The following is a 16,136-nucleotide window of genomic DNA, read 5'->3' as shown; positions in this document are numbered from 1 at the left end:
ATGAATTTATTTTTTGTTTAACTTTAGGTAACCATAACCAATCATGCCATGAAAAAGATTGCTGTATTCTTCTTTATTTTTTCTATTTCAGGTATTTATGCTCAAATTGTAACCATCCCTGATAGCAATTTTAAAAATGCTCTTTTAGGGCATGATCCTGTAATTGACACCAATAGTGACGGTGAAATACAGGTAAGTGAAGCAGAAGCCGTTACACATCTTCAAGTATTCTCCAAAAACATCAATTCCTTAGTTGGGATAGAAAGCTTTGTTAATTTGGTGATTTTAAATTGCAGTTTCAATAATTTGACCGAGTTGGATATTACGGCACTAAACCAATTGGAAGATTTTCGTTGTGATGCCAATGAGCTTACGAGTTTAGATGTTTCACAGAATGACAGTCTTACAAGCTTGAATTGTGAGAGCAATATGCTTTCGGTGGTAAATGTTACGCACAATGAAAATCTCGAATCTTTATTCTGTGGTTTCAATCCAATAACCAGTTTGGATATTTCCCAAAACCCAAATCTATTTGGCTTATGGTGCAGCAATACTGGAATTACTGAATTGGACACTTCACAAAACCCTAACCTTCTAGGCGCCTATATACAAGAGAACCAACTAATAAGTTTAGATTTTAGGCAGAACCCCATAATCAATCTTGTATGGTGTTATAACAATAATCTGGAATTCCTCGATGTTCGTAGCGGAAGTAACAGTACGATGTTTGCCATGCTGGCCGATGGCAATCCCAATCTCACATGTATTGCTGTCGATGATGTCGACTATTCAAATAGTCAACCCTGTGGTTTTCCTTCTGGTTGGTGCAAGGATGACACTGCGGTCTATGATGCAACCTGCGGACTCAGTATTGATGAAAACACCATAAGCAAGATCGTGTTATATCCCAATCCCGTGTCGGAAACCCTATATCTCGGTGGAGACAACCCATACGAGACGCTGTTTATTTATTCTATACAGGGTAACTTATTGATGGAAACCAAGAAAACTGAAATAGATGTAAGTACCTTAACATCTGGAGTTTATTTTGTTAAGGCTTTTGGGAAAGGCACATCAATTACTACCCAATTCATTAAGAACTAATCGAAAAAAAAGGTCGTACGTCGAAATCACTTACAACCTATTGTTTTTTAACTTGAGTTTTTTTGTTTAGCTAGAGGTTTTGCTACCTTTGTAATACGAGGAAAAGAATCTATTGCTATGCCAGAAATCATTCCAGGAGATAAGGAGTTTGAAACCATTCCCTCCATAAAGGACAAGGCCTTACGAATAAATCTGAACGAAAACATCTATGGGACTTTTGCAGAAATTGGAGCCGGTCAGGAAACCGTTCGTAATTTCTTCCGTGCCGGAGGCGCTTCTGGAACCATAGCCAAGACCATCTCTGCTTACGATAAAGACTTTAGTGATGCCATTTATGGTGTGGAGAAAGACGGTAGATACGTTACCGAATCCCGTCTTAAGAAAATGCTTACGCACGAAATCAATCTTATTGAAGAACGTATCGTTCGCGAAAACCACCCAGACAAAATGTTCTTTGCCTATGCCAATACTGTGGCTACTATCGACTTTGCCAAGAAGTACAAGGGGCATGGATGGATAGGAATTAAATTTCAAACCAAGCCGGACGAGGAATACAGTGAAATAATTCTCCATATCCGTTTTAAAGAAAATGAAGCGGTATTACAGCAGCAAACCTTAGGTATTTTAGGGGTTAATTTGGTATATGGAGCTTTCTATAAACATGATCAACCTAGGAAGCTATTACGCTATCTATACGATCATATTGATAAGGACAAGATAGAAATTGACACGATTAACTTCTCTGGTCCTAAATTTGAAAAGACGGTAGACAATCGATTAATGAGCTTACAGCTGATTAGGAACGGAATGACAGAAGCGGTTATTTTTGGTCCCGATGGTAATAATATTCTTCCAGCCCGTATCCTTTACAAAAAGAATGTACTGGCATTGCGTGGAAGTTTCCGTCCTGTGACCAAGGTAAATATCGATATGTTCGAGAAGTCCTATGAGATGTTCCAAAAGGAAAATCGCGTGGATCCCGAAAAGACCTTGACCATATTCGAGATTACCCTTTCCAATCTTCGTGCTGAGGGGGAAATTGACGAACAGGACTTTATGGACCGAGCCCGTTTACTCTGTTCCTTGGGATATACCGTAATGATTTCCAACTTCCAGGAATACTACAAATTGGTAGAATACTTCTCCAACTATACCCGTAACCGTATGGGGCTTACCATGGGAGTAAACAACCTCGTAGATATTTTTGATGAAAAATACTACCGTCACCTAAGTGGTGGTATTTTGGAAGCCTTCGGAAAGCTGTTTTTCAAGGACCTTAAGGTATATCTATATCCAATGCGCAATGAGGATGGCACGTATGTAACCAGCGATAACCTAAAGGTGCATCCACGTATGAAAGAGCTTTACAAGTTCTTTAAATACAATGGTAAAGTAGTCGACATCGAAAACTTTAACCGTGATATCCTTACGATTTTCTCTAGGGAAGTACTTCGCATGATTGAGCAAGGCGAATCTGGATGGGAAAAAATGCTCCCACCTGGTGTTGCCGAGATTATCAAGGAAAAATCCCTATTTGGTTGTAAAACCAAGGAAAAAGTAGCGAATTAAGCGCCGAGAATCTGAGCCGCGTGCTCTTTGCTTTTCACTTTATCAATAACACGATCTACCACTCCTTCTTCATTGATGACAAAGGTTTTACGGTGAATACCGTCAAATTCACGTCCCATGAATTTCTTAGGCCCCCATACCCCGAAGGCGTTGATGACTTCCTTTTCGATATCGGCCAATAAAGGATATTGAAAATCGAATTTCTTACTGAAATTACTTTGCTTACGTTGTGTATCGGCACTTACCCCAAGGATCTCGTAACCTGCGTCCTGTAAATCTTGATAATGATCGCGAATGTTACAGGCTTCTACAGTACAAGTGGGTGTGTTAGCTGCTGGATAGAAAAAAACCACTAGTTTCTTTCCATTGTAGTCGGTTAATGAACGGGTAACCCCATTTTGATCGATGGCTGTGAAATTTGGAACCTTGTCCCCTTCTTTAAGTGTATTCATTGATGTATTTTTGTTTTTAAATCGGTTCAATTATCGGTCCGTCCGTTCCAGCGCAGTCGAGAACTATTTTGGATAGCTTTCCTCATAAAGGTCTCTACTGCGCTCGACCAGACTGTGCAACATGCAGCACAATAATTTTGTTTAACAAACAGAGTATAAAATTACACAAAATGACCAAACAGGAAAAGGTAGACTTTGTTATTGATACGTTAAAAAAGTTATATCCCCAAATACCGATTCCTTTAGATCATAAAGATCCCTATACTTTGTTGATAGCCGTATTGCTCTCTGCACAGAGTACAGATGTGAGAGTGAACCAAATCACTCCCCTATTGTTTGAGGTGGCCGATAATCCCTACGACATGGTAAAGCTTACCGTAGACGAAATAAGGGAGATCATAAAACCTGTGGGGTTATCTCCCATGAAATCGAAGGGAATTCATGGGCTTTCCCATATACTCATCGATAAATACGACGGCAAGGTGCCCGAAGATATTGATCTTCTAGAAGAACTTCCCGCAGTGGGACATAAAACGGCCAGTGTTGTTGTGAGTCAGGCCTTTGGTATTCCGGCTTTTCCCGTAGATACCCATATTCATAGATTGATGTACCGTTGGGGTCTGAGCAATGGAAAAAATGTGGTTCAGACGGAAAGAGATGCAAAACGTCTCTTTCCAGAACACTTATGGAACGACTTGCACTTACAGATCATTTGGTACGGACGACAGTACTCCCCTGCCCGCGGCTGGGACTTGGACAAAGACATCATTACCAAAACAATTGGTCGCAAAAGTGTGATCGCGGAGTACGAGAAAAAGCGAAAGTAAGGAAAAAGGCTTATCTCAAATTCCACAGATACCCTGAAAATACAGGCCTTCCGAGGTAGAATGAATATTTGCTGAGAAAAGAGTCGTACAGTGAATTGAAATTACACGAAGACATTGGAAACAATACCACTTCTTCAGGGCGTTTAGGACTATTACCTAACCCTAAAACAACGAATACCTTCGATTCGTATTGATCGATGTCCTTGTAGCGTCTCAATTGATTTTTATTACACCATTGGAGCTTATTGTCCCGATTATAGGATCCATTTCTCCATTTGGCCTCAACGTAAAATTCTTGGCCATTTTTGGTGTCCCTGAATTTAAAATCAGGTTTTAAACTCGACTCCACAAAATCCTCACGATTAGTGTTATAACCGTGTGTTTTGTCAATTAATTGGAATCGGGCCTGCGGAAAAAGCACCTTCCTAACGTATTCTTCAAATTCCTCCCCCTTACTAAAAGAATCTGGCTTGGTTATCTCTTTCTTTAATGCCCTAATCCCATTTTCCATGCGTCTTAGAAAGTTCATAACACATAATTTTTCAATTACATACCCAAGTTACCCAAAAGCGTGGAGATTTTGTTACGGTTTTACCGCACAATATTTGTCTATTACTCTATAGGAGTACTATAGATAAATATTATGAACTCAGTAACAACGCGTTAACCTGAAGGGGGAAATTAATCGATTTCAGGAATAACTTCCGTTTCTACAATTTCTATAATGGGATTTGTGTAATGAATGGTATAGTTAGAAATGTCTTCAATTCCTTCAACCTCGTATATAAAATCATAACAACAGAAGCAGCTACAGATGTTTCCTCCCTCCTTAAATCCAAGGTGGAGTGTATCATTCTTTATTTCAAATACAGGTTCAAAATCGGAACAGCAATTCGCTACTCCAAAAACAGAAACCTGATAATTTCCGGAATTCAATACTGTGCTCTTTGCAGTTCCCTGTAGATCAAAATTGTATTCTTTCTTACACTCCGAAGTCTCAAAAGCAGAGAGTTTTATCTCTACATGCTTGGGTTTACATGAGACAAGCAATAGTAGGAAAAGAAACGAAATGAAATACTTCATCTACTTAAAAACACTTAAAGTTAATAGTTACCATCATGGAGGGAACGAAGTTTTTTAAAACGTGCAACCCGAACCCAAATAAATAACAATAGGAATATAAAACTACCAAAAACAACATAAAGCCAAAAGCCATTTCTATTCTTTTCATGACGTGTGCCTACGGGTTTCGACCTGTTTTTTTCGTAGGAGCCATAATCAAATATTCTTATCACTTCTCCAGAGGCTCCTACTTTGGTAATCCTCGGACCTGCCCGACCGTTTTTTGTTTTGAATTCGAGTATAAAAGCATTTCCGTTATGAAAATCGATTCCCGTTGGGAACCAATCTGCTTCTGAAACATAAAAGGTTTCTACTAAGGTATCTTCCCCAATTTTCAGGATTCGCTGTCCAGCGGTCTCGGCAACATATATAGTACCCTTATCATCTTTGGTAATTCCCAATAATACATCACTATGCGGGTCAAAAGGTTGTTTAGAAATAAGGTTTGTGGCTATCGTTTTGGCATTTCCGGATGCTTCTATCTTCACAATACTACTATTGCCCTTACCTATATCTGGACCATAATAATTGCCGTCATCGTCTACATAAATGGATTGATTCCATTCAAAAACATGATCACTTACCGATTGTCGGTTGCCATCTTTGTCAATCTTCCAAAATCGTTTTTCGATACCAAAGACAATTCCTTCACTATTTGAATACGCACAATTGCCTCCAAAAAAAGTTTTATGGTCCAAGGTATGGTACAATGTGTCCATCTCTCCTGTTTTAGAAAGTCGAACCATTGTATGGGTCCCTTCTCCATGTGCTGTAATCAAATTACCATTGCCATCCAGACTTACATTATGGGCATGAAAATCGCCTAGTAACAGTATAAGTTCTCCTTCGGAGGTTAACTTCCAAACAGAACCTCTCTCGTTATGGGTAATATCTGTAAAGTAAATATTCCCCTCATCATCAACCACAATGCCCCATGATGGATGTGCCCACAGTAATACAGGCATACAAAAACAGCAAACTATTATGAAGATACGTTTTAACACTGAACTATCTTAGGCCAAACAAGATACCAATATCGCAAGGCTTTCTTTCCCTAAGATTTCACAAAATAGGGCTTCAGATTTGTTCTTGGAGGCCTACATGGCGAATCGCCTTTAAAATCCTTTTTTTGTCTTCCTCAAGATCGTTCGCTACACTTCGGAAGAAAGATTGCCGATCTTTAGGGAAAGGGATTTCGTAGTCTACGGGAACGCCCACGTTTTCATAGGAATTGTTTTTGGTATCCATATACACCTCGTTGGAAATTGAGAATACCCATCCGTTGGGCAAAGCCTTCTCCAGAGCAGTGGACAATGCACCTTGTGTGTGAGTCCCTATGCGCTTCATATGAGGCACCGCCATAGAGCAAATGGAAAAGGCTTCGGCTGCACTTCCAGTTTGTTGGGAAGTTAATACGAATACTGGGTTTGTATAGGCTTTAGGTGTCGAGTCTAAATAAAGCCTTTGTTCTGAAGAATACCCCTGCTCCGTTTTAAGTTTTGTGGTCACTACATGCCTTCTCTCTGGATTGAATCGCTTTAAAATTTCGAAGCTTACGGCATCCTGCCCGCCGCCATTAAAGCGCATATCGATGATTATCTGTTCCGTGTCTTTAAGGTCATTCATAGCCCTATCAAGAATACTTGTCACTCCTTGGACTTCCTTTTTTATATAACTCCCTTCATCCATCTTATGAAAGGTTTCCACATAAGCATCTACAAAACCTACCTCATCTATAAGGGATTGCGGAATATTGAGATCGGCATATAACCACATCGCCTTTACTACGACATAACCCGTATCATCGTCCATAATGCCCCATTTCATTAACCAAGAATCTTGGGTCATGTCCTCGTCTATATGATGGCCTGCCACCAAATTGGCTACTTGGAAATCCCCATATTCTAAGGGCGCTTCGCCGTTATCCTCCTCTTCTTCCTCCTCCGCTAACATTTCATAAACTTCATCGGTAGCTTCCAAATATGCATGATTATCATTAAGAAGTTCTAATGTTTCCTCTATAACCGTGTACAACTCGGCCATGGTGGATTCCTCACTTAATTTCGTTTTTTGTTGAAGGTACAGGGCATCCCAATTCAAAGAGTTGAGTTCCATAAAAGCATAGTGCTCCTTTACGGTGGCAGCGAACACTTCGAAATTGTACAAGGGATCTATTTTTTGAGTTGGGGAAAGGGATATGGCACACAATTCGGGAAGATCTTCGGCACGCGTAAATTGATATTCCATCACTCCCTTTTTAAAGGAAAGTGTATCGTTTTCTAAGGATATGGCCGATTCAATTTCATTCAATCCAGCACTGCGCGAGGGTAAACATGATATTGCCGTAATATCATATAACGAATATTGGGTGCTATCCTGTATTTGAAGGACCCAACCCGATCCTACAGATTCCCATACGCCATTGATAGAATTGTTTTCTGGATTTTTTTCTTGACAAGAAGCAAATACGATCGAAACGATCATGAGAAGGGCCAGCTTAGTTTTCATCAGGTCTGCTTTTGAAAAAAGACCTCCCTATTTAGGAAATGTTACAGTTTTTGATCGATCATTTACGATTGCAGATTGATGATTTGGTATTGAAGGTGGCGAGCTATAAGGAATGTGCTAACCGAAACCCTAATGACTGAAAACTGTCACTGCTAACTGCTAACTGCTAATTGCTAATTGCTAACTGAAAATACCCGAAAACCTAAATTGACTCCTCGATGCAATCCTCCTTTCAGTCGGCTCACTCGGAGTCCATGCTATGAAAATCTAAACCAAAAAATGTGAAACTGGTCAACTCAACGATTAAACAACTCAACGAATCAACTCATTAACCTTGAACCCAGAACCCGCTAAGCTGTTATTAAAAGCGCTCTTTCACAAAGATCATACAGTGTTGCCATGGTAGGTTATTGATATTTCTTAGCAACTGAAATCCTGCAGCTTCCATTTCTGCAACTGCTTGCTCCTCGCTCATTTTGTGTAGTTTTTTAATAGGAACATAGGGATCTTCTTCACGGTATTCGATAAGATATATTTTACCGTTGGGACGTAAGGCCTTTTGTATGGAAGCCATCATCTCTTTCGGAAAACTGAATTCATGATACACATCGACCATGAGTATTTTATCCACCGAATTTTCAGGTAGATTCACGCTTTTCTCTGTCCCCTTTACGGTCGATACATTCGTCACATCACCATTCTCTTGCTTTTCTTTGATCGCCTGAAGCATCTCATCCTGAATGTCCACAGCGTATACATGTCCGTTTGTGGCCCGTGGAGCCATTCTAAAAACATGATAGCCCGAACCAGCACCAATATCGGCAATAGTATCATCTGGACGAATCCTTAAATTCATCATTAACAAGGCGGTATTTTCTTCTCGTGAGCGCTCTGGCCGTTCTAGCCAATCCATGGCAGAAGCATCCATAACCCGGGCTATTTCCCGTTGCATATACCATTTTCCAATACCATCGGGATCACCTTCTCGGAGGACATAATCCTCTTGGGCAACGCTTAAAATGGGTAATAAAACAATAACAATGAAGTACAGGGTTGGGGCAATCCTTTTCATGGGGTGTTTCTTTTTCCAGCGTAATTTAACAAAAAACGAGCAGCCATTAACAATATTTAACCAATTGTTTAGAATTATCGGGATCACTGGCAAGGTGAACAGCTTGAAAAATAGGTTGTAAAAGTGAAGAGTGAGAGGTGAAGAGTGATGAGTGATGAGTGATGAGTGATGAGTGATGAGTGATGAGTGATGAGTGATGAGTGATGAGTGATGAGTGATGAGTGAAGAGTGAAGAGTGATGAGTGATGAGTGATGAGTGATGAGTGATGAGTGATGAGTGATGAGTGATGAGTGATGAGTGATGAGTGATGAGTGATGAGTGATGAGTGATGAGTGATGAGTGATGAGTGATGAGTGATGAGTGATGAGTGATGAGTGATGAGTGATGAGTGATGAGTGATGAGTGATGAGTGATGAGTGATGAGTGATGAGTGATGAGTGATGAGTGATGAGTGATGAGTGATGAGTGATGAGTGATGAGTGATGAGTGATGAGTGATGAGTGATGAGTGATGAGTGATGAGTGATGAGTGATGAGTGATGAGTGATGAGTGATGAGTGATGAGTGATGAGTGATGAGTGATGAGTGATGAGTGATGAGTGATGAGTGATGAGTGATGAGTGATGAGTGATGAGTGATGAGTGATGAGTGATGAGTGATGAGTGATGAGTGATGAGTGATGAGTGATGAGTGATGAGTGATGAGTGATGAGTGATGAGTGATGAGTGATGAGTGATGAGTGATGAGTGAAAAGTAATAAGAATCAATTCAACAACTCAACAATTAAACAATTGAACACATCAACCTTGAACCCGGAACCTTTAAACCGAAAAATGCAAAATTTCAAATGTAAAACCGGGGAACTCATCAATTAAACGATTCAACAACTAAACCAATCAACCTTCAACCCGAAACCCGCTAACCGAAACTGTAAACTGTGACTGCCTACTGCCACTGTCTACTAATTATAATCATTCGCTCCAACAGCAGCTAGTTGAACTTCAATAATGGCAGTATCCACACAGACGTACAATATGTTGTTATCCTTACCCCCGAAACAGAAATTAGCCACTCCTTTCGCTAAAATCTCACCTAATAGAGTACCTTCGGCAGTATACACTTTTACACCCGATGCTGAGGAGGAATATACCCTTCCCTCAGTGTCCACTTTAATCCCGTCGGGAATGCCTGGCGTAACCACAGCAAATAGGCGTTCATTACAAAGAAATCTACCTTCCATGATATCGAACACCTTTATGTGATGTGGCGCATTAACATCGTAAGGCGTGTCGTCTCCCACAGTTGCTCCACTATCGGTTATGTACAGCTTGTCTTGTTTGGGTGAAAAAGCCAATCCATTAGGTCGCTTAAACGAATCGGCCACAACCGCAAGTTGATCGTTTTGTGTATCGTATCGGTATACAAAATTACCTACAAGCGGCGGATTCTTAAATCCCTGAGCATAGCCATAGGCTGGATCGGTGAACCAAATACTCCCATCATCTTTTTTCACGACCACGTCATTTGTAGAATTCAATGGCAGGCCAAACCATTCATCCACCAACATTTTGGGCGTGTCCTCCCCTATTTTTAATCTGCTAATCCCTGCCCGGGAACTTTTGGTCCCCTGTTCGCATATGATAAGATTCCCAGCTAAGTCTATGGTCATTCCATTGGCCATATTGCTCGTTTCCCGTACGGTCTCAATTTTGTTCCCATCTCCAAGACACACCTTTTTAATGGATACTTTTTTATAGCCTTCTATGGGAATATTAATGGTTTCCGGAACTGTGGTAAAATACAGTTCATTGGTATTTCTAAAATATACCGGACCTTCATGGGCGTTGGTTTTTACGAGGGTCTTATAACTGTAATGATCCCCAATAACTCTTTGAAAATCTTTATGATAAGAAATGTAAGTAGGTTGACTCATAATATTGTAGCATTGAATTCATGCCCAAATTATAGAAAAAAGGGGCTACCCGAAATACGTATTTCCCGCAGATTTTTGAGGAGGAATACTAGATGGTTGGATGGAAACTATTATCCTCCTTTCTCATATTTCAATCCGTCGATTATTTTTTTCCGAATCAAAAGATAGATCAACTTACCTCCTTGTAATTTTTCATAGTTATAGAAATCTGAAGGTAGTACCGACTTCACAAACTGCGTTATTTTGGGATTATACAAAGTAATCTCTGTGTTTTGAAAAGAAACCGTCCAGGGAAGGGAATACAAGAAAGAATGTTTATTGGAAAGAATCAATTCCTGTCCATACGTATCTTTAATGGTAATCGTGATTTCAGGATTGTTGGGAAACAAGCTAAAAGCATTTCCAGGCATATAGGCATCTCTGAATATCTTTAAGACATGATTATGGTCATGTGAATCCACTACCTCCTTAGGATGATTAAATGAAGGATTGTTTATATCTAAATGATAAGAGAAATCACCTTTCAATTCCGATTTTTCATTATTAAAGTATTTCCAATAATCGCTCAAGTCTCCGTCATTGAAATTCAAATCAACTGGTAGTCTATTGATGCTATAATTCAATTCTGAAGAAACCAAAAGCTGAGATACCCTATCAAAACTAAAACTAGGAACCTTGCTCTTTCTATACCGTTTGGTTTTCACTTTGAGCTTCCCATTGTGGTCTTCGAAAAGAATGGATTGCGTTTTTGGCTTGTATACATCGGGAGACATGTGATAGCCAGGCCTATCAAAAAACCATTCTGTCGATTCAATTTTTAGGGAAGCAATCTCATCCGATTTAAAACTGCCAAAGTCAATTTCGCCTTCATTCTCCTTAATTGAAAACCAGATATGTTCTTCTGGGTAAGTTTTAACAAGATTTAGCTTATCGTCAAGTACAAATACCCTATCGCCAATGCTTCTAATCTTAATATGCTTTTCTTCTTCAATAAATTGAAATGAACTCACAGGAATATTGAATGTTCTCCATTCTATTTTATCTCGGTAGGTATAGAAAATACGATCGGCTTGATTCACAAGAATGATATCCTCAAGCCATAGTAGATTTTCAATACGAATTCCGGCAGCTTCTTTAGTCGATTCATATTTTCGCTGCATTAACGGAGTCTCTATCTGTTCTGTGGTTTTCCAATTGTTTTCTGTAATTGCCAAGCCTCCCGATAGTCCTCCAGCTATTCCGCTTATTGAATCTTTCATATATAGGGAATGTACCCTTTCAGTAGGTGTAATGGGTATAGGCTTTTTAGTCCATGTTTCACCATAATCATCGGAAAAATGAACATAGTGATCCGACCCTCCCATCCAGATCAATCCATTTTCGAAATAAAAAGCATCATATATCCAGGCGTCTCCATCGAATTTTATTTTCTTCCAATTTTCACCTCCATCCTCAGTTTTATAGATGACGTTATTGGGGTAATCATAACTTGGGTGCAACTTAAGATCATCCAAATACCCAGCAAGAATTAAGGTATCGTTATTAAAAATGATCAGTTCGGAAGGTTGATCGTGTTCAGAAAGTTTAAACTCTTTCTTTAGGGATGTGATAATTGAATCGTGGAATACGTAGTATTCTCGGCTCAAATGATTTTGACCGAAAGAAATGGATACACTAAGTAAAATGGAAAATAATGCTACTGCCTTCATTGGTTTTCTTTGACAAAGTAAAACTACCTCTTTCCAACATTCCGTCCCATCGCAATTGAGTGAAGAAGTGATTTCATTTAGGGAAACAAATGGGCCTAGAACCTTTAAACAGAAAAATGTAAAATTTCAAATGTAAAACCAGTCAACTAAACAGTTAAACGATTCAGCGGTTAAACAATTCAACGAATCAACCCATCAACAAATCAACCTTGAACCCGGAACCAAAATCTACTTCAGCTCTTCAAATTCAACCAAAGTCTGTCCCAAAATCAGCTTATCCCCGGACTGCAATTGGCAGATTTTATCGATAGGCGTTTCATTTAAAAATGTCTTGTTCAAGGGCGATAACAATTGAAAAAACACCTTATTTCCCCGATAAAAGAAAATACCGTGGTCGCGAGATACAAAAGGATCTTCTAAAATGATATCATTATCCAATTTACGCCCTATGGCAACTTTACACTGATAGGGTATAAAATGTTTTGAAGCCGTTCTGCCCTCTTTATCCCTAACGACAATAAGCCCAATGGCAAATTGCCTAGCCAGCTGTTGTGCGGCTTGTGGACTTTCGAACAATAACTTGGAGTAATTCACCGCAAATTCTGTGTTCCAGATCTTCACTTCCTGTTCTATTTTTAGCTTGGTGATGACGTAAGAGGAAATCAAACTTATAACTGCTCCTGTAATGCCACCCACGAGGGCAGCGATTATATTTTCTTCCATGATCTACTGATTTTCAAGTTAATAGATCAATATAAGCCGTAAGTTTCTGAATATCAAAGGGGTTTTAACTGTTTTTCATACTTCTTTTCGAACCAATAAAAAAGGCGCAAGTGGTGATCACTTACGCCTAGCCAATCGAGAGCAATTATTTTAATTATGGGTCTTGCTCAAATTCTCCCAGTTTTTATTCGCTACCTGTGTAAGCTTCCCATGGTTCTTTTCTGCCAACCAAAGCTGCTTGGCATCCAATTCTACATTATTTAGAAACAAATAGTACTTCCCATCCTTTACCAAAAACTTGTTGGGATCTACCCTAAACTTAGCTCCAGCATAGGTCCCGAAGGCGCAGAATCCGCCGTATTGAGGTAGGTAGCGGCTTGGATTCTTATCGAAAGCTGCTTTCTGTTCTTTAGAAGTAAAGTAATACACTACCTTTTGGTATTCCGATTTAAATTGCTTGTTTCCTTTTTGTGCTAGATTCAAATCCAGATAGGACACTGGGCTATATCCTTGCAAAGCGATATTACTGTTGTCTATATTATTAGCCTTATTGTCCTGGGCATAAGCAGTGGTCATAAGTAAACACACCGCAACTACGATCATTGATTTTATGATTTTCATTTTTATAGTATTTAAAATTAAACTTGATTTATTGAGCATTGAAGTATTCTTCTTGAATCACCTTCCCTTCGGCATTCCAAACCCTACGAATGATTTCATGCCAGTAAATGTGGCTTCCGTCCTTCATATCGAAATCGAAAGTGAATTCTGAAGCAGAAACATCTCCATCTACAATAGAATGATGGTGCTGAATTCCGTTTACATTTGCTATGGAATTAGCAAATCCTTCCATCTTGGCAATCATTTCCGCTTTTCCTGTGGTGCTTGTGTTTCCATAGTCGGAAGTACTGGCATCTTCGGCAAAGAATTGTTTTACAGCGTCTACGATAGCTCCCTGGCTAACGATGGCATCCATTTTAATTACTTGATCTTTAATATTCATCTTTTTCAGTTTTATTGATTAATACACTGCAAAGATGGAATGAAAGTGCCCCTTGGGGCCTACAAAAAAAGACCTACTTATGGTACTTTTTGGAAAGAAACTCGCTGGGGGTAATTCCTAAATAATGTTTGAAGAAGCTAGAAAAGTGATTGGGTTCTTCAAAGCTCAATCTTTCGGAAACGCTCGTAATACGCTCACCTTCCTGCAATAGCTGCATGGCACTGTAGAGCAATTCAGAACGGATTAATTGCCCCATGGTCGTATTCATTTTGGCCTTTACCTTTTTAGATAAGGTCTTTACCGATACATTCATTTTTTCTGCATAGAAGGCAAGGGCCCGTTCTTCCTGATGATGCTCTTTAAGGAGTTCCAAAACTGTTTGTGCAAAAAGGTCTCGATTTTCGAAATCAAAGTTTTCCCGAAACTCCTTAGGCGTTTGTCCCGTTGCATTTTTGAAAGTCCGATTAAAATAGGACGGATCGTTATAACCCATATCATAGGATACTTCCTGAATGCTCTTATCGGTAAAAGCGATTTCCTTTTTACTCTCCATTAACCGCTTCGCTCCCATCAGGTTTTTTACCGTAATCCCAATTTTGTCTTTAATTAGGGTCTGGGCACCATATCCCCTATCGTTAATGAGTCCTACCAGATCTAAAGAGGTCAAGTTATTGGCAAACTCCTGATCTATAATGTCTTTGGTGTCGAAAATGATCTGATATTCCTCTTTGTTGGCATTGAATGGGTTTTGCCAGTACCATTGCTTAGAGGAAATGTCAATAATATCGGCAGCACCTTCAAAAAGGACAGTTTCCGATAGAAAATTCTGGCATTCCTCGCATTCCATAAGGTCGATATATCCTAATGAAATGAGGTGTTTAAAAAGTACACGAACTTCTTTGTTGTAGAATTTTGTCTCATCGGAAAAGACAATCTTTCGCACTTCGAAATCGTCTGATAAAAACTTAATGTATTGGCCCTTTTCCAAAAAAATGGCTTTCTCTTGCCAATCTGAATAGTTTTTGAAATCTACCTGAATACTCCCTTTCCCCGATAAAATATGAATGAGTGAGTAGCTATCAATAAAGTAGACCTTATTGATTTCGGGAGTGAACTTTTCAATATTCAATTTTTGGTGCATCACTGCAAGCGTAGATAGGTACTGGCGAAGGTAGTCGTAATGGGACAAAAATCAAAAAAGAAGGAACGGAATAGGATTATCCTTTTTTGGAAGCTATAGTAAACGGAAGTCCCGGTGCTTCCCATATTTCATTACCAGCATTATCATTCAAAATAATTTGGGTAGGATAGGTTTCTCTTTTTCTCCCTTGGTTAAATGCCGCCCGTGTATTCGAGTTCATCAACAGTATGAGGCCATATTCATCGCCAACAGCGGTAAATCGTTCCGAACCTCCCTTATATGTATACAATCCGAATTGTTTCGAAATGGCATTATATAGTTTATTTACGTCATCGGTAACCAATCCTATCTCACTTACATACAGGATATCTTTACTTTCAAAACGCTGAGATTTACTTGGATTTTTCAGGTCGTGACGGGCTATGAACTCCACCACATTTCCAGCAGGATCATAGAAAAAGACAGAATGGGCATTCCAATGTCCAAAATGAACAATATTATTGCTGTAATCGGAATCCCTTAGATGGGAAGGAGCTTCTATGATTGGAGTTTTGGGAGCCAACCACTTTTCAACCAACCCAATCATGTTTTCCGGTATATTGAATGCAAAATGGTAAAAAGGAGCGCCAGTAGCATCATTATCTGTTTTTAAGAAGGTAACAAGTGAAAGCCCGGCAATGAAAGAGCAATGGGTTTCGGATTGGGATTTAATGGAGAAGCCCAATAGTGAATGGTAGAACGATCTAATTTCATCCAAGGATGTGGATGTTCGTAATTTTATTTCATGGATACGATGCTCTTTGTTGGTACTAGACGGATCTGTAGCACCACTTAATAGATGTGCCAGTAACAGGGTGCCTATGGCTCCTGCAGAGCCTGTAGCCACAAATTCCCTTCTTGTCCATTTACTCTTCATCCTAATTCACAGTGAGGTACAAAGATATGTCTAGGAATGTAAAGAAAAGTAACAGTA

Annotated in this window: 16 protein-coding genes; 3 read left to right on the top strand and 13 right to left on the bottom strand. The window is 39.4% G+C overall.

From position 1 onward, the window contains the following. Positions 1-48: 48 nt before the first annotated feature. Together POV27_RS07865 and POV27_RS07860 are read left to right on the top strand one after the other, a co-directional pair. Complete coding sequence (locus tag POV27_RS07865) at positions 49-1,104, top strand: T9SS type A sorting domain-containing protein (protein WP_272862202.1); 1,056 nt, start codon at positions 49-51, stop codon at positions 1,102-1,104. 117 nt (positions 1,105-1,221) lie between these two features. Beyond that, a complete protein-coding gene (locus POV27_RS07860; protein ID WP_272862201.1) occupies positions 1,222-2,673 on the top strand; it encodes a nucleotidyl transferase family protein in 1,452 nt (483 codons plus the stop codon). Here POV27_RS07860 and bcp read toward each other — a convergent pair. Further along, on the bottom strand, positions 2,670-3,125 hold the full coding sequence (bcp, locus tag POV27_RS07855) for a thioredoxin-dependent thiol peroxidase (protein ID WP_272862200.1): 456 nt from the start codon (positions 3,123-3,125) through the stop codon (positions 2,670-2,672). The genes POV27_RS07860 and bcp overlap by 4 nt on opposite strands. A 170-nt stretch (positions 3,126-3,295) precedes the next feature. Here bcp and POV27_RS07850 point away from each other — a divergent pair, with 170 nt between their 5' ends. After that, positions 3,296-3,952, top strand: coding sequence for an endonuclease III domain-containing protein (locus POV27_RS07850; RefSeq protein WP_272862199.1), 657 nt, complete (start codon positions 3,296-3,298; stop codon positions 3,950-3,952). Between the two features lie 10 nt (positions 3,953-3,962). Here POV27_RS07850 and POV27_RS07845 read toward each other — a convergent pair whose 3' ends face one another. From POV27_RS07845 to POV27_RS07790, 12 genes are all read right to left on the bottom strand, one after another. Then, the gene (locus POV27_RS07845) at positions 3,963-4,481 is read right to left on the bottom strand and encodes a hypothetical protein (protein WP_272862198.1); all 519 of its coding nucleotides are present in this window, start codon (positions 4,479-4,481) and stop codon (positions 3,963-3,965) included. A 152-nt stretch (positions 4,482-4,633) separates the two neighbouring features. Further along, positions 4,634-5,035: a hypothetical protein gene (locus POV27_RS07840; protein ID WP_272862197.1), complete on the bottom strand. Its 402-nt coding sequence runs from the start codon at positions 5,033-5,035 to the stop codon at positions 4,634-4,636. Between the two features lie 20 nt (positions 5,036-5,055). After that, complete coding sequence (locus POV27_RS07835; RefSeq protein WP_272862196.1) at positions 5,056-6,039, bottom strand: NHL repeat-containing protein; 984 nt, start codon at positions 6,037-6,039, stop codon at positions 5,056-5,058. 112 nt (positions 6,040-6,151) lie between these two features. Continuing rightward, positions 6,152-7,582: a S41 family peptidase gene (locus POV27_RS07830; RefSeq protein ID WP_272862195.1), complete on the bottom strand. Its 1,431-nt coding sequence runs from the start codon at positions 7,580-7,582 to the stop codon at positions 6,152-6,154. 361 nt (positions 7,583-7,943) lie between these two features. Then, positions 7,944-8,654: a class I SAM-dependent methyltransferase gene (locus POV27_RS07825; protein ID WP_272862194.1), complete on the bottom strand. Its 711-nt coding sequence runs from the start codon at positions 8,652-8,654 to the stop codon at positions 7,944-7,946. A gap of 961 nt (positions 8,655-9,615) precedes the next feature. Further along, complete coding sequence (locus tag POV27_RS07820; RefSeq protein ID WP_272862193.1) at positions 9,616-10,587, bottom strand: SMP-30/gluconolactonase/LRE family protein; 972 nt, start codon at positions 10,585-10,587, stop codon at positions 9,616-9,618. 110 nt (positions 10,588-10,697) lie between these two features. Continuing rightward, positions 10,698-12,296: a WD40/YVTN/BNR-like repeat-containing protein gene (locus tag POV27_RS07815; RefSeq protein ID WP_272862192.1), complete on the bottom strand. Its 1,599-nt coding sequence runs from the start codon at positions 12,294-12,296 to the stop codon at positions 10,698-10,700. A 228-nt stretch (positions 12,297-12,524) separates the two neighbouring features. Continuing rightward, positions 12,525-13,019: an FHA domain-containing protein gene (locus tag POV27_RS07810; protein ID WP_272862191.1), complete on the bottom strand. Its 495-nt coding sequence runs from the start codon at positions 13,017-13,019 to the stop codon at positions 12,525-12,527. 150 nt (positions 13,020-13,169) lie between these two features. Next, positions 13,170-13,640, bottom strand: a complete 471-nt coding sequence (locus POV27_RS07805) for a YHS domain-containing (seleno)protein (protein ID WP_272862190.1) — start codon at positions 13,638-13,640, stop codon at positions 13,170-13,172. 28 nt (positions 13,641-13,668) lie between these two features. Beyond that, on the bottom strand, positions 13,669-14,022 hold the full coding sequence (locus POV27_RS07800; protein ID WP_272862189.1) for a nuclear transport factor 2 family protein: 354 nt from the start codon (positions 14,020-14,022) through the stop codon (positions 13,669-13,671). Between the two features lie 73 nt (positions 14,023-14,095). Beyond that, entirely contained in the window at positions 14,096-15,151 is a 1,056-nt protein-coding gene (locus tag POV27_RS07795) for a helix-turn-helix domain-containing protein (protein ID WP_272862188.1), read from the bottom strand. An 88-nt stretch (positions 15,152-15,239) separates the two neighbouring features. Next, positions 15,240-16,079: a VOC family protein gene (locus POV27_RS07790; protein ID WP_272862187.1), complete on the bottom strand. Its 840-nt coding sequence runs from the start codon at positions 16,077-16,079 to the stop codon at positions 15,240-15,242. Positions 16,080-16,136: the final 57 nt, after the last annotated feature.

Source organism: Aureisphaera galaxeae (genome assembly GCF_028561275.1).
Lineage (GTDB): Bacteria > Bacteroidota > Bacteroidia > Flavobacteriales > Flavobacteriaceae > Aureisphaera > Aureisphaera galaxeae.
The sequence above is the reverse complement of the archived record's forward strand: the minus strand, read 5'-3'. Positions and strand labels throughout refer to the sequence as shown.